This is a genomic window from Phycisphaerales bacterium (assembly GCA_020852515.1).
In the GTDB taxonomy this organism is placed as follows: Bacteria; Planctomycetota; Phycisphaerae; order Phycisphaerales; family UBA5793; genus UBA5793.
Genome location: JADZAS010000014.1, coordinates 112,327 through 125,561, shown reverse-complemented (window position 1 = coordinate 125,561; position 13,235 = coordinate 112,327). Strand labels below are relative to the sequence as shown.

General features: G+C 67.0%; 16 protein-coding genes. 11 read left to right on the top strand and 5 right to left on the bottom strand.

The annotated features are described in order from the left end of the window. Window positions 1-66 precede the first annotated feature (66 nt). A complete protein-coding gene (locus IT430_09425; protein ID MCC6908148.1) occupies window positions 67-2,859 on the bottom strand; it encodes a serine/threonine protein kinase in 2,793 nt (930 codons plus the stop codon). After that, window positions 2,856-3,446 carry a sigma-70 family RNA polymerase sigma factor gene (locus IT430_09420; GenBank protein MCC6908147.1) on the bottom strand — a complete coding sequence of 197 codons (591 nt, stop codon included), beginning with the start codon at window positions 3,444-3,446 and terminating at the stop codon, window positions 2,856-2,858. Before IT430_09420 ends, IT430_09425 begins: the two co-directional genes overlap by 4 nt. Here IT430_09420 and IT430_09415 point away from each other — a divergent pair. Then, a complete protein-coding gene (locus IT430_09415) occupies window positions 3,445-4,056 on the top strand; it encodes a transposase (GenBank protein ID MCC6908146.1) in 612 nt (203 codons plus the stop codon). The two genes, IT430_09420 and IT430_09415, sit on opposite strands and share 2 nt — an antisense overlap. Before the next feature lie 72 nt (window positions 4,057-4,128). On the opposite strand, the gene IT430_09410 is transcribed toward IT430_09415, so the two are convergent. Next, a complete protein-coding gene (locus IT430_09410) occupies window positions 4,129-4,458 on the bottom strand; it encodes a TrbC/VirB2 family protein (protein MCC6908145.1) in 330 nt (109 codons plus the stop codon). A 291-nt stretch (window positions 4,459-4,749) separates the two neighbouring features. On the opposite strand from IT430_09410, the gene IT430_09405 reads away from it, so the two are divergent. From IT430_09405 to IT430_09360, 10 genes are all read left to right on the top strand, one after another. Then, on the top strand, window positions 4,750-6,276 hold the full coding sequence (locus IT430_09405) for a hypothetical protein (protein ID MCC6908144.1): 1,527 nt from the start codon (window positions 4,750-4,752) through the stop codon (window positions 6,274-6,276). Between the two features lie 439 nt (window positions 6,277-6,715). Beyond that, window positions 6,716-6,919 carry a hypothetical protein gene (locus IT430_09400; GenBank protein ID MCC6908143.1) on the top strand — a complete coding sequence of 68 codons (204 nt, stop codon included), beginning with the start codon at window positions 6,716-6,718 and terminating at the stop codon, window positions 6,917-6,919. 58 nt (window positions 6,920-6,977) lie between these two features. After that, window positions 6,978-7,226 carry a hypothetical protein gene (locus IT430_09395; GenBank protein MCC6908142.1) on the top strand — a complete coding sequence of 83 codons (249 nt, stop codon included), beginning with the start codon at window positions 6,978-6,980 and terminating at the stop codon, window positions 7,224-7,226. Further along, window positions 7,223-7,975 (top strand): site-specific DNA-methyltransferase, encoded by a 753-nt coding sequence (locus IT430_09390; GenBank protein ID MCC6908141.1) that lies wholly within the window; start codon window positions 7,223-7,225, stop codon window positions 7,973-7,975. Before IT430_09395 ends, IT430_09390 begins: the two co-directional genes overlap by 4 nt. Window positions 7,976-8,044: 69 nt before the next feature. Then, window positions 8,045-8,272, top strand: a complete 228-nt coding sequence (locus tag IT430_09385; GenBank protein MCC6908140.1) for an addiction module protein — start codon at window positions 8,045-8,047, stop codon at window positions 8,270-8,272. Continuing rightward, window positions 8,269-8,586: a type II toxin-antitoxin system RelE/ParE family toxin gene (locus tag IT430_09380; GenBank protein MCC6908139.1), complete on the top strand. Its 318-nt coding sequence runs from the start codon at window positions 8,269-8,271 to the stop codon at window positions 8,584-8,586. The genes IT430_09385 and IT430_09380 overlap by 4 nt, the downstream gene beginning before the upstream one ends. Window positions 8,587-8,607: 21 nt before the next feature. Continuing rightward, on the top strand, window positions 8,608-9,192 hold the full coding sequence (locus IT430_09375) for a hypothetical protein (GenBank protein ID MCC6908138.1): 585 nt from the start codon (window positions 8,608-8,610) through the stop codon (window positions 9,190-9,192). Window positions 9,193-9,457: 265 nt separating this feature from the next. Next, a complete protein-coding gene (locus IT430_09370; protein ID MCC6908137.1) occupies window positions 9,458-9,856 on the top strand; it encodes a hypothetical protein in 399 nt (132 codons plus the stop codon). A gap of 685 nt (window positions 9,857-10,541) precedes the next feature. Beyond that, on the top strand, window positions 10,542-11,204 hold the full coding sequence (locus IT430_09365) for an AAA family ATPase (GenBank protein MCC6908136.1): 663 nt from the start codon (window positions 10,542-10,544) through the stop codon (window positions 11,202-11,204). A gap of 13 nt (window positions 11,205-11,217) precedes the next feature. Then, on the top strand, window positions 11,218-11,532 hold the full coding sequence (locus tag IT430_09360) for a hypothetical protein (protein MCC6908135.1): 315 nt from the start codon (window positions 11,218-11,220) through the stop codon (window positions 11,530-11,532). Here the strand turns inward: IT430_09360 and IT430_09355 are convergent. Continuing rightward, window positions 11,520-12,254: a hypothetical protein gene (locus IT430_09355; GenBank protein ID MCC6908134.1), complete on the bottom strand. Its 735-nt coding sequence runs from the start codon at window positions 12,252-12,254 to the stop codon at window positions 11,520-11,522. The genes IT430_09360 and IT430_09355 overlap by 13 nt on opposite strands. A gap of 553 nt (window positions 12,255-12,807) precedes the next feature. Beyond that, entirely contained in the window at window positions 12,808-13,230 is a 423-nt protein-coding gene (locus IT430_09350) for a hypothetical protein (GenBank protein ID MCC6908133.1), read from the bottom strand. Window positions 13,231-13,235 lie beyond the last annotated feature (5 nt).

Sequence of the window (13,235 nt, the reverse complement as noted above, 5' to 3'; positions counted from 1 at the left end):
GCTTGCGCGCTTTTTCCCCGTGTGCGACGGATGCGGCGCTGTTGAAGGCCTGTCAGCCCGGTCGGGTCAGCCACCTCCGCCCGGGTCTCCGCCCGCCGATTGGCCGGCATCGAGTTCGGCCAGTCGCCGCCGCCACTCCGCGGCCTTGGCCTGGGCCGCCTCGCTGGACGGGGCCTGCTTCTCGAAGACCTCGACCAGCCTGGCGATGTTCTCGCGCAGGAAGCGCGGCGGGATGCCCTCCGCGGCATCGAAGCTCTGCTGCGCCCAAAGAAGGTGCGTTTCCGCCTCGGCCAACCGGCCGGATTCCACCAGGCACCAGCCGAAGTTGCTGTGCAACCGTGCCACGCGCGGGTCATCCTCGGGTAAGCCGCCGGAGGCCTCGGCCAGCGCACGCTCGTAGCTTTCGATCGACTCATCGAGACGGCCCAGCAGGTGGAGCGTCCTGCCGATGTTGCCCAGGAGCAGTGGGATCTGCGGATGCCCCTCGGGGGAGAGCCGCCGGAGCATGTCCAGCGCAGCGGTGTACGGTGACAGTGCGTCGCCAGGTCGGCCCATTGCGTCAAGGCAGAACGCCAGGTTGTTCAGGCACACGGCGGTGCCCGGATGGTCCCCGGCGAAGAGACGCTGCGACATCGCCAGCGCGGCCTCGTACTGCGGCAGCGCCTCGTCGAGGCGGCCGGTGTCCTGCAGGCAGCCCGCCAGGTTGCCAAGGCCGTTCACGATGAACGGGTGGCCATCGGGATAAAGGCGTCGGAACATCTCCAGCGCCTCGCGCTGCGGGCCGATCGCCTCCGACGCGCGCCCCAGATCGGACAGGCACACCGCCACGTTGTTGCTCGCCAGCGCGACGTTGAGCGAGTTGCCTGCCTCCAGCGCCCGGTACATCGCCAGCGCCTGCTGGTGATGCGCGAGCGCGTCATCCAACCGCCATAGCGCGCGGAGCACCTCGCCCGCGCTGCTCAAGCTGAGCGCCACGTCGGGATGGTCACCGGGAAAGAGCCGTCGGCGCATCGCCAGCGCTTCCTGCTGGAATGCCAGCGCCTCGTCGTACCGCCCGAGCCCGAACAGGCTGTCGCCGACCTCCTGGATGTTCTTGGCCAGGTCGGCCCGGTCGCCGGACGCCACCCGCCGGCGGATATCCAGGGCGGATTGCGCGTCCGCGAGCGAGGCGTCGAGGTTCCCTTCCGTCCGCAGCAGCGACGCCCGGACCGCCAGCGCGTTCGCGTGCTCGATGCTCTCGGCGCCCGCGATCGACGCGGCAAGGTCGGGCAGCGTGTCAAGCATGTCGTGCGCCGCCCTGAACTGGCCGATCTCGCGATAGGCGTCCCCGATGGTCATCCGGTGGTCGAGTTCCGCCTCGGGAGCATCGCGCAGGTCGCCCCGCCGGATGCGTTCCGCGGCGGCGTCGAGCGCTGCGCGGAGCATGGTGGTGTCGCGGCCAAGCGCGATGGAGGGCCTTGCCCCTTCCAGGAGGTCACGCAGCATGAGGCGCTGGCCTTCGACGTGCGCCGCCAGTCGCTCGCGCGCCCGCTCGGCGAGCAACGCGCGTTCGGACGCCAGCCCGATCCCGACGGCGCCCATCACCACGGCGGCGCCGACAGCCGACGCCGACACGACGCCTGTCCGGTGTCGCCGCACGAACTTCCGCAACCGGTACACGCGGCTGGGCGGCGCGGCCGCGACCGGGGCACCGGCGAGATGGTGTTCCACATCGGCCGCGAGCTCGGCGACCGAGCCGTAGCGGCGCGAACGGTCCTTCTCCATCGCCTTCATGGCGATCCAGTCGAGGTCGCCGCGTACCAGCCGAATGAGAGTGCGCAAATCCTCGTTCCTGGTATCCGCGAAGGTGGAAGCGCTGCCCGCGGCGCCTGTTGCCGCCCCCGTCGAGGAAAGCCGAGCGCTGGGCAGCGGCGGATCGGTGTCGCAGATGGTGGCCGCCAGCGCTTCCAGCGATGCCCCGCCACGCGACCGCAGGTCGAGAGGCGGCGTGCCCGTGAGCAGTTCATAGAGCACCGCGCCCAGGGCGTACACGTCGGCGCGCACGTCCACGTCGAGCCCGAGCCGCCCGGTCTGCTCGGGCGGCATGTACTCAAGCGTCCCGACGCCTCGCCCGACCTCCGTCGCCAGGCCGTCTTCGACCCCGTCACCGAACATCGCCTTGGCCACGCCGAAATCGATCACCTTCGGCACGGCCCGGCCGCCCCGCTCCGACACCAGGATGTTCTGCGGCTTGAGATCGCGGTGGATGATGCCCTTCTGGTGCGCGTGCTCAACCGCGCGGCAGACCTCGACGAAGAGTTCCAGCCGGCGGCGCACCGGCAGGCGGGCATCGTCGCAATACCGGGTGATCGGGACGCCCGGCACATGCTCCATGACGAAGTACGGACGGCCGCGCTCCGTGGCGCCGGCGTCGGTCACCCTCGCTACACCGGGATGGTCCATGATCGCCAAGGCCCGCCGCTCGGCGTCGAAGCGGGCCAGCACCTCGCGCGTGTCCATGCCCGGCTTGATGATCTTGACCGCCACCTTCGGGCGGACAGGATTCTCCTCTTCGGCCAGCCACACCTCGCCAAACGCTCCCTGTCCGAGCCGTTCAAGGAGCCGGTAGCGTCCGAGGCGCGATTGGGACGCGATGTCAGGGTCAACCGTGTCGGTCGCCTCGGCAAGCCCGGCGGCGGCGCAGGCCCCGCCCGTCCGCATGGTCTCCTGCCGCTGCGCGTGAAGCAGCGACTCGACTTCCCGGCGCAGGTCGGCATCGCCGGCGCACTCGCGGGTGAGCAGCTCGGCCCGCGCTTCCTCGCTCAGGTCGAGCGCCGCAATGAACAGGGACTTGGCCCGCCGGAACCGTTCGTCGGTCATGGCCGCTCCCGATCGTCATCCCCATCGAGCCGTCTGGCCAGCCAGGCCCGTGCGAACTCCCACTCGTACTTCACAGTTCGCTCCGAGACGCCGAGCACTTCGGCCGCTTCCGCGTTCGTCAGACCGGCGTAAAACCTCAACATCACAGCCCGGGCCGCCCTTTCATCGTGGCGTTCCAACTCCTGGAGCGCTTCTTCGAGCGCCATGTACTCGACGGCCTGTCCGTCCGCCGCGGCCAGTGTCGCGACGGCGTCAAGGTGCATTCGTTCGTGGCCGCCGCCACGCTTGAGCGCGCCGCGCTCCCGCGCGTAGTCGATGAGAATCCGGCGCATGGCCGTGCCGGCCGCGTCGAAGAAGTGCGCCCGGCTCCGCCAGGGAACCTCGCCGCCCCCGAACATCCTCATGTATGTTTCATGAACGAGAGCGGTCGCCGTGAGCGTGTGGCCGGTGCGTTCCTCGTTGAGCCGCGCCTGCGCAAAGGCGCGCAGCTCCTGGTACACCAGCGGCATCAGGCGTCGCGCCTTCTCCGCCGCGTCGAGCGAGTCATCGCCCAGCAATCGCGTCAGTTCACCCGGGGGTTCGTCCATGCCGTTCGCATTCTACTCGCACGGGCGGTATCACTCGATCCCAGGCACTGCGTATGCCGCGCTGGACACGCCCGCCAGCGTGTGGCATGGTCGCTCCATGGCCAGGGGAAAGCCCAGACTCCACCGCCTCGACCGCGCCGGAGAGCGGCAGCGCCGTGCCCGGGCCGCGGAACTCTTCGCCCGCGGCTGCACGCAGGCGGAGGTAGCGCGCCTGGTGGGCGTCAGCCGCATGACCGCTTCACGCTGGCACCGCAAGTGGAAGATCGAGGGCGGGGATGCGCTTCCAGTCGCCGGGCGCACCGGCTGCAAGCCCAAGCTGGCCGACGAGGAGCTGGCGCGGCTGGAGCCGCTGCTGCTCGCCGGGCCGGTCGCCTGCGGCTTCGATTCGCAGCGATGGACACTCGCCCGAGTCGCCGAACTCATCCGGCGCGAGTTCGGCGTCGCCTACCACCCCAGCCAGGTGCAGAAGATCCTCAACGCGCTCGGTTGGTTCCACCGTCCGCGCGGGCGTCCGAAGCGCGGCGCCAAGACGGGAACCGGCCCGTTCGCCTGGCGGAAGCGGACTCGCAGGGTGAAAGGCCGGCGGGGCGGCAGGCCGGCAGATGTGTGAGCTCCGTCCGGCCACGAGAATAGGGCCTGCCGTCGCCGGCAGGCCCTTTCCGAGCAGCAACTCGCGTTGCGGCTAGATCGTGCAGTCGCCGGAGTATTGAGCTCCGAGCGCGTTCACGATGCCGGCGGCGCCGAACACGATGGCGACGCCAATACCGACGATGATCGCCATGCCCCACGACACCTTGCCCAGGAGGGCGCCGATGCCGATGATGGTGATCGCGATAGTCGCCAGGCCCTTACCGGTATTGCCGGTGAACCACTGGACCACCGTGCAGAGCACGCTGCCCATCGGTGTGTCCTGGCCCGCGAAGGCCAGGTCCGGCATGAGCACGATCGCCACGCCGGCGAGCATCAACAGGCAGGCCTGCCATGTTAATGCAAGAGTCTTGGAGTGAGTCATAAAGACCTCTCGTAGTTGTAGAAAACGTGCCGATTCGACGATCTGGCACATTTTCAGACTAGCCCATTCCGCGGCGCTTGTCGCGCTCCTTTTTGTGATGGTTTTGTGACGGCCGCACCCGGCGCAGCAAACCGTTGACAGTGCTCACTTTTTGCGGGGTCTCGGTCCTGCCGCCGCAATGCCGGCGCTGCCACCGGCCCGGCAGATGGGTCTTCCGGTGCGCGTACCCGGAGCAACGCCGCCCGCCTCATATTCCTGGACCGCCCGCGGCGGATGTGGCAGTATCGCTCGATGGCCCAGTTACCGACGCACTCGCGCCAGCCACATTACCTACTCGCGGTCGCCTTGCCCCTCGTGCTCCTGGCGGCGCACCTCTGGTACTTCTACCCGTTCATTGCCGACGACGCCTTTATCAGCCTCCGGTACGCGCAGCGCCTGGTGAACGGATATGGGTTGACGTGGAATGACGGTGAATACGTGGAGGGGTACTCAAACCTCCTGTGGGTTCTCCTTGCGGCGATACTCCATCGGGCCGGCATGGATCTCGTGGACGCGGTTCGCCTGCTGGGCATCGCTTGCACGCTCGGGACCTACGCCGTCCTCTGCTGCTACCTGCGATCGCTGAGAATGCCGCCGGCAGAAGCCTGCTTTGTGCTGTGCTGCTTCGCGGTCAACGCCACCGTCGCCGTCTGGGCACTCGGCGGCCTCGAAGCACCCCTGGTGATGCTGCTGTTGACCGGCGCCGTGTTCGCCGTTCGCGGATCAGTATCTGGGCGACCGGGAGCCGGCCTGTCGGTGGCCGCGCTGCTGCTCGGACTGCTTTGCTGGACGCGCCCCGAAGGACCGATCTACGTCCTCTCCCTCGGCGCCGGCATGCTGGCATACTCCAATTCACCGCTGCGCGACCGTGTTCGCGACGTTGTCACGGTCAGCGCAGTGCCCTTCCTCTTCTTCGTCGCCCAGCTCTCGTTCCGCCTGGTCTATTACAATGCGTGGGTCGCCAACTCGGCTGCCGCCAAGGTGGCGCCATCGCTCGCTCATATGGAACTGGGCATCCTCTACACCTGCCGTGCGATGCTCTCGGTGCTTCCCATCGTCGCCTATTGCTACCTTGGACGGACCGCTGTCGCCGCCGGCAAGTTCAGCGACCCACTCGACCGGACGGCCATCCTGATGATCCAGGTCGTCGTCGCGTGCGTCATTCTCGCCGGCGGCGACATCTTCCGGGACGGGTTTCGATTCTACGTGCCCATCTTTCCGCTGCTCCTCTTCCTCGCCGCACGTGTCGCCGCCGCCCGCGCGGCAGTGACCCCGAAATCGCAGCACCCCGTCTTCCTGTCAGTCGTGGCTGCCACGATTGCTATCCAGTTCAGCATGGTTGAGTTCCGCGACCCCCGCGGTACCGACCTGTCGTTCGTCACGAACGTTGTCGCGATAGGCAAGGCGCTCAAAGCGCGGTGCGGCGATGCGCGACCACTGATTGCCGTCACCGCCGCGGGCGCCATTCCATTCTACTCGGAGCTTCCCGCCCTGGACGTGCTGGGGCTGAACGACGCATACCTGACGCAACACCGATTCGACCCTGGCAAGTCCTTCGGCCAGGGGATGCTCGGACACGAGCTGTTTGACCCCGCGTACGTGAAGCGACGGAGGCCCGATATCCTCGTTTTCGACCTGCCCAACGTCCAGCCTACCTGTCATCCCGGTTCCTGCGATGACCTTCTCAAAGACTACGTCTCCGACGTGCTTGTGATCCCGGGGCACCGCGTGCCGATCTATGTCCGGCGTGACAGCACGAAGGCCTGTGGAACGCCATGAGCGGTGCGGCCCTTTGACGCCCCCCGGCGGAAGGGCCATCCACTCGGCGCACGCGGAGCAGTCCGGCCTTTAGCACCATCGCCGCTGCTCTTGAACCCTGTTGACACACGGCCAGGCACGATGCGACAGAAGCACAGGCCCCTCGCATGCACTTCCTGTCCGGCAATGCGGGGTCGCCCGGGCGTTGACGTGCCGGGCTCGTCTTAACCTTTCCCCGGTCTCCTGCACCCACACACGGCCTGATTGACGGCATCGCTACAGCCGCCGCCGGTCCGGTCAAGCAGAAAACCGGTTCCTCCCAATCTTCACTGCGTTGCAGACCGGGTCCCTCCCGTTTTCCGCTGTGACCGGTGCGCTCCGCCCCGGCTGGAGCGGCTGGTGTACGCGTGCCATCAGGCCGCGATGGGCGCGGCCGGAAACCTCAGAAAAGGAGACTCACATGTCCGACACGAACACCAACGCTTCCAAGGCTCCCACGCACATCGCCTACCAGGTGCGCGACCGGGAGGGCAAGAAGGGCTTCTGGACCCGCATCGGGTCCGCCTGGCCGCACAACGACGGCAAGGGCTTCAACATCCAGCTCGAATGCGTGCCTTTGGACGGCCGCATCACGCTCCGCGTCGCCAGCGACAAGAAGGACTGACCCATCCGCAATCGGGCGGGCCGCAAGGCCCGCCCTTCTCTATCGAAAGGAGCATCACATGACCAATGAACCGACCAACGCCGACCGCGCCGCCTGGGCGAAAGACGCGCTCGCCGCCTTCACCGTCCGCACCTACGGCGGCGACCATCCCGACACGATGGACCGCGGCGACCTGGAGACCGCCATCTTCGACCTCATCGCCGATCTGCTGCACTTTGCGAAGCAGCAGGGCTTCGACACCGGCAACATCGTCACCGAAGCGTGCTACCACTTCGAGTGCGAGCTGCGCGAGGAGGTGACGCCATGACCGCCGTCGCCCTCATCAACCCGTTCTTCGCGGCGCGGCTCCGCCGCAAGTCGCGTCCAGTGGCCGCGGGAGTTGCTTCCGCACCCGTCGAAAAGCGAGTCATCGGCAACGCCACGCTCTACCGCGCAGACTGCTTCGACATCCTGCCGACGCTCTCCGGCATCGGCGCCGTCGTCACCGACCCTCCTTACGGCATCGGCTTCCAGTACCGCAGCTATGACGACGCGCCGGAGAAGTACGACGCCATGATGGAACGGCTCGTGCCCGAGCTGGTCCGCATCACCGGCAACGGCCCGTGCTTCGTCTGGCAGAGTCCGCTCACCGCCGAACGCTGGCACCGCTACTTCCCCAAGGGCTTCCGCATCATCGCTGCCTGCAAGGTGTATCCCGAGCAAGGTCGCCAGCGTTGCCTGAGCTGGGACCCGGTGATTTTCTGGAGCGGCCGTTCGCTGCTCAAGGACGAACTGCCCCGCGACTGGCACGTCGCCGACCTGCGGCCGTGGACCGGCTACACCGGCGACAACCCCGTGCCCTGTCCGCGACCGCTGGAACAGGTGCGCTGGTTCTGCGATTCGATTCCCGCCGATTCCATCCTCGACCCGTTCATGGGCTCCGGCACTACCGGCGTCGCCGCGGTGCTGGCCGGCAAGCGCTTCGTCGGCATCGAGCGCGACCCGGTCTACTTCAACTACGCCTGCAAGCGCATCGAGGCGGCGCTGAACGGTTCATCGCCGGAGGCGCGAGCATGAACTTTCCGGTTTACACGCGGCACAGCCTGAGGCATTCTTGAGCATGTACACCGTTGACGGAGGAGAACAATGACGCAATCCACGCTTCACCAGTTCGTGCTTTCATCGCTGTCCCTGCCCGAGCGCGTCGCGCTCGCCCAAGAGCTCTGGGACAGCGTTCACGCGGACGCCTGCGCCGCGCCCTTTACGCCCGAGCAACTCGCGGAGATTGACCGCCGCGTGGCCGCCCTGGACGCCGGCGAGATGACCAGCGAGCCGTGGGACACGGTCCGTGACCGGCTCCTCGGCGCTTCATGACCCGCGTTGCCCCGCTTGGCTTCTCCGCCGCCGCGAACGAGGACATTCGCACCGCCTACCACTGGCTGGAAGAGCTGCGTCCCGGTCTCGGCCGCGCCTTTGTCCAGGAACTCGACCGGCTGACAATGCACATCCGCAATAACCCCGCAATGTACCAGCGAGTCCGCGGCGAGTGCCGCCGAGCGGTGCTCAGCAGGTTCGACTACGCCATCGTCTACCGCGTGTTCGACGACGCCGTGCAGGTCGTCGGGGTGCTGCATTGTCGCCTGGACCCGGCTGTCGCCGCCGACAGGACAGAGGCCGCGTCCGGCTGACGACATGACCGCTCCATCCGAATGAACTCCGGCAACAGCCCAGGACGCACACCATGTGCCCGCCGGAGAGAACAGCTGCTCTTTGACTGGTCGAAGCCAGGCGACACGCCCGTCCCCTCACCGCTTCCCCAGCCGCATGTGCAGGAGCCCACAATCGGCGTACAGGACCAGCCCGCAGCCTCGGAACAACCAATCAACATTCCACCGGCCGCCCACTCCTATCCGCCCGGCCATCCGTGGCATTACTGCCGCGAGGGTGACAGCGCTGCGCCGATGCCCGTCGATGCCATTCCACCGGCGACAGCCATTGAACACACATTCGACCGCGAACTGCCGAGGTCAGGCCCGAAGAGGATCGTCAAGGCGCGCGAACTGCTGAACGCGGAACGTCAAGGGCTGGAAGCGGACCGTCAGCGATACCAGGCGATCGTCGAGCGCGGCGCCGACGCCCTGAGCCGCTACGACCGCGAGATCGCTCACGGCGGCGACCTGGAGATGGCCCGCGCCAGCGCCCTCGCTCTCACCTTCAACCACATCGCGTGGCGACTCGGCCGCATCGCCGTCCTCGAACGCGAACTGTCCCGCGCGAATGCGCGTGGTCGCTGACCGTTTCCGCGCGCAGTACTGCGCCTCCCTCCCCTGACTTCCGCGTGCTCGCCACGGCCCGCGGCTGTGTCGCCCGGCTTCCTTCCGTGGGGGTTGACCTGTTGATGCACATCCTGGCGTCCGCCGCCCCCGCGTGCGGCCTGCGGCCTCAAGGGGACCGTGTTGTCGCTTCGCTCCTGCCCGCACCATCCCCTTGACGCGGCGGCTTTCCACGGCCGCCGTCCGGTGTGCATCGGTCAACCAGCCACGAAAGGAGACTCAACCGATGGACACACCGCTCACGCATGCCGAACTCCGCCAGTTCACGGGCGACCTCGAACGCTTCCGCTGCCCGCTCGCCCGCGGCGTCATCTACACGCCGGGCATCCGGTACCTTGCCAGTCGAGGCGGCGCGTACTGGCTCATCGACGAGATTGCGCTGGCGATCGCTGGGGGCGATGTTGCCCGTGCCGGCAGATCCGACGAGCGCGTGCTCAGCCTGCACTTCTGGCGGCTCGAAGTCCGCGAGGACCGCTCGGCAACGCTGACCGCCCGCGCCGACTACGGCGTTGCTCCCTTCGTCACCCGCCATATCCCGTGGACCGACTTCCCGCTCGACCACGTGGACGTGTGGGCCGGCTACGACGGCCGCTACTGGACGCTCTACCTGCCCTCCGAACACTGAGGGCTTCGTCCCCTCATCTTCACGACGCTGGACAGCGGGCGCCGTTCCGGCTGTCCAGTTCTGTGCGCGCCGTTGCGAGCTGCCTCCCTGCTCCCTGGTTCCCGCATCGCGCCGGAGCATGGTCCGCGCCAGGCGGGGCATCGCCTGTCTCGTCCCATGCGCGTGAAGCCGAAGAAGAGGAACCCTCGGACTCGGGACCATACCGGCAGATGGGTGGGTTGAACCTGGCGTGTCCGCCGCCCGTCGTGTCGGGTCCCAGCCGCCGGTGAGGACCCGACGACGACGGCCGTATACGGCAGATTCAGCACAGTTGAACGACTGACTGGGAATTCCGCCCAAGACGCGCGCTGAATCTCCATCGCAGAGCATTTCAGCATCAGACATCTCCCCTAAGCGGTGCTTAGGATTTCTTTCACCGTGAAAGCCTGCTGGCTGGCAAGCTATCATGCTTGCAGGCTGGCCTACCGTCCTGACGGCGTGCATGCAGGCGCGACGGCATGACGGCAGGCTTGCAGGCATGAAGGCCGGATGACGTGGCGGCTTGACGGCTGGCAATCATGCAGGCATGAGTGCAGTCGCTCTTGCCGTCCGGCTTGCGTGCCAGAAGGCATGCCAGACTGCCGGCTGCAAATAATGCTTGCCATCGGGCATGCAATCGTGCTAGCCATCAGGCATGATTATCGCCGTGGCGAACTCCAAGGGCGGGGTCGGGAAATCGACGCTCGCCGTTCACCTGGCCGCGTGGCTCGACAAGCAGGGCCACCGCGTCACGCTCGCCGACTGCGACACGCAGCAGTCGTCGTCGCAATGGATTCGCGAGGCGGCGCCGCAGGTCAAGACGCTCTGCATGCGCGACCCGGACACCATCATCAACGAGCTGCCGCAACTGGCCCAGGAGACCGACTACGTCGTCGCCGACGGCCCCGGCAGCCTGGCCGAGACCAGCCGGGCGCTGCTGCTCGTGGCCGACCAGGCCATCGTGCCGTGCAAGGCGTCGATGCTGGAGATTCGCGCGCTGGACGCCGCGACCAAGGTGCTCCGCCAGGCGCAGAAGATCCGCGTCGGCCCGCCCAAGGCGACCATCGTGCTCAGCATGGTGGGGAAGAACTACCGGCTGACCCAGGACATGCGGGAAGCCGCGGCATTGCTCAAGCTGCCGATCACGCCGACCTTCATGACGCTCCGCCAGATTTACGCCGACGCGCCCGGCCAGGCGGCCGTGGTGTGGCACATGGGCTCGCGTGCCAGGGAAGCCGCCGTCGAGGTGCACCGGCTCTTCCGCGAGCTGCTGCCTGATGCGATTGCATCGGCGCGCCCGGCCCGCAAGCGCCAAGTCGTGGCGACGTAGGGGGAGGGGACGCATGGCCGCCGAACGCCGCTCACTCGCCGAGGGACTCAAGGCCACCCCGAAGGTGGACACCGTGGTCGCACGCGAGTTCGTGTACGAGGGGAAGCCCGGCGCGGCGCCGCCGGAAATCAAACCGCAAACGCAGGTTCCTGCCGCGCCGGTCATCAACCGCGTATCGCTCAGCACGCGCATCCGTGACGACTACGCCAAGGCGCTCAAGCGCGCCTCGCTGGAGCGGCAGTTGAAAGGCGTCGAGCCGAACACATTGCAGGACATCCTGGAGCAGGCCATCGAGCCGTGGCTGCGCTCGAACGGTTATCTCTCCTGATCACCCGGAGCGACAACACTGGCGCTATCGACCGCAGCGTCGCCGGCATCGGCAACGTCGGTCGCCTGCGGCACTTCGAGTCGCGCCGGCGGAGCTTCCGAGGGCGAGGGGAGGGACGGCGCCGCGTCCAGTTGCAGTTCCTGCTGCCGGCTCGAACCCTTGAGGTGGTACGAGCGGACGAAGGCCAGTCGGTCGCCGTTGAACATGAAACGGATGTTGACGAAGAACACGCCGTCGCTCGGGCTGCGGTAGAGGAACTCCTTTTCGAGCAGCTCACGCACGCCGCGCTGGTACGTGCGGTCGTTGATGCCGTGGTCCTTGGCGAGGTACTGGTTGAGCTTGATTTCGTCCGAGCCGGGATTGGCCCGCATCTGGTGGTAGACCAGCTCGAAGACCTGCATGCCCGTCTTCGACAGACCGGCCGCCTGCTTGATGCCGTCGAGGAAGAGCTTGACGAAGCGACTGCTATCGACTTCCTCCTCCCACCAGAAGCCCATGCCGCCGATGCCCTTGATCTCGCCGCTGCTGTGGTCCACGATCACCGAGCCCTTGCCGCCGGGCACATGGAAGCGCTTGGTGCGCGTCGTCATGCCGTTGGACGCGGGCACGCTCGGGTTGGTGCGGTAGACCGGGAAGCCGCGTTTCGTGCTGATCTGGTTCGCGCCTCCGGCGGTTGCCGCGCCTCTCGCGGCCAGCGCCGTACCCTGTCGATCATCCGTCATTTTCGCCCTCCATTTTTGTCTGTAGTCAGACAACACACTGGCAGATGACCGACAGAAGCGCAAGGGCTTTCTGACGGTGCACCGACCAGTTGTGACGGTCGCCCGACAGATCGTGACGGTTCAGATCGAGCAAGATCAACGACTTGCACCCCTGCCTCTTTCTTATATTCCAATACAAAGCACCGGGACCGCCGCCGAGCGCGCCCCGACCGCGCTGGCCGAGGCGGCGGCTCGCACGCCTCATCGGAAGAACCGCGCCGGCTGTGGATAACGCCACGAAAACCGCAGCAGCCGCAGCCAGAATGCACCGCCGGTAGACGGGAGGGTTGCCCTGGCTGAGCAAGCCGCAACGGCTTCACGTCGCGGAGAAGCCCGTTTGGCATTCAGGGAAGGGTTCGAGCGCGTGGCATGGTTCCCGGCCTCAATAGACGCCCGTAGAAGCGAGGAATCGACTTCGAGGCCATGTCGTCGCCCGGAGATGCTCTTTGGCCATTCAGAGGCGATTACTCGCGGAATGTCGCTGATGCAGGAAACAGATCGTCCGGCAATCGGGTCAGTCCTTCCGCCTCAACCGGAAACTGAACGGCGTGCCGCTGTCGCCTTTCAGCAGCAAGCCCTCATCGTCGAACGTGTACTCGAAATCCATCGTCGCTCCGAGCAACCCCTTGATACGGATGCGGTCGTCGTCCAGAAGGGTGTAGGAGCCTTGCGTGTCGATGAGGGCATCCTCCGTCCACGTCCCGTCGCGGCCGAACCTCCAGTCGGCGAAGCTGCCGGCGACGTGCCATGTTCCCGACAGGCGATAGCGCGTGGAGGCGTCAGACGCCCACGGGATGCCCAGGCTGACGAGGAAGTAGATGACCACCCCTACCAGCGCCAGGGGAATGACGCCCTGGCTCATGATGATCAGGAACCAATCGAACGCGCACGCAAGCCTGCTCTCGGATTCGACGGGAGCAAACGGAGCCGGGGTCACCGGCC

Bases quoted from the DNA above. Each gene is read 5' to 3' on its own strand.
- IT430_09425 (MCC6908148.1), bottom strand. From the start codon at position 2,859: ATGACCGACGAACGGTTCCGGCGGGCCAAGTCCCTGTTCATTGCGGCG.
- IT430_09415 (MCC6908146.1), top strand. From the start codon at position 3,445: ATGCCGTTCGCATTCTACTCGCACGGGCGGTATCACTCGATCCCAGGC.
- IT430_09420 (MCC6908147.1), bottom strand. From the start codon at position 3,446: ATGGACGAACCCCCGGGTGAACTGACGCGATTGCTGGGCGATGACTCG.
- IT430_09410 (MCC6908145.1), bottom strand. From the start codon at position 4,458: ATGACTCACTCCAAGACTCTTGCATTAACATGGCAGGCCTGCCTGTTG.
- IT430_09405 (MCC6908144.1), top strand. From the start codon at position 4,750: ATGGCCCAGTTACCGACGCACTCGCGCCAGCCACATTACCTACTCGCG.
- IT430_09400 (MCC6908143.1), top strand. From the start codon at position 6,716: ATGTCCGACACGAACACCAACGCTTCCAAGGCTCCCACGCACATCGCC.
- IT430_09395 (MCC6908142.1), top strand. From the start codon at position 6,978: ATGACCAATGAACCGACCAACGCCGACCGCGCCGCCTGGGCGAAAGAC.
- IT430_09390 (MCC6908141.1), top strand. From the start codon at position 7,223: ATGACCGCCGTCGCCCTCATCAACCCGTTCTTCGCGGCGCGGCTCCGC.
- IT430_09385 (MCC6908140.1), top strand. From the start codon at position 8,045: ATGACGCAATCCACGCTTCACCAGTTCGTGCTTTCATCGCTGTCCCTG.
- IT430_09380 (MCC6908139.1), top strand. From the start codon at position 8,269: ATGACCCGCGTTGCCCCGCTTGGCTTCTCCGCCGCCGCGAACGAGGAC.
- IT430_09375 (MCC6908138.1), top strand. From the start codon at position 8,608: ATGAACTCCGGCAACAGCCCAGGACGCACACCATGTGCCCGCCGGAGA.
- IT430_09370 (MCC6908137.1), top strand. From the start codon at position 9,458: ATGGACACACCGCTCACGCATGCCGAACTCCGCCAGTTCACGGGCGAC.
- IT430_09360 (MCC6908135.1), top strand. From the start codon at position 11,218: ATGGCCGCCGAACGCCGCTCACTCGCCGAGGGACTCAAGGCCACCCCG.
- IT430_09355 (MCC6908134.1), bottom strand. From the start codon at position 12,254: ATGACGGATGATCGACAGGGTACGGCGCTGGCCGCGAGAGGCGCGGCA.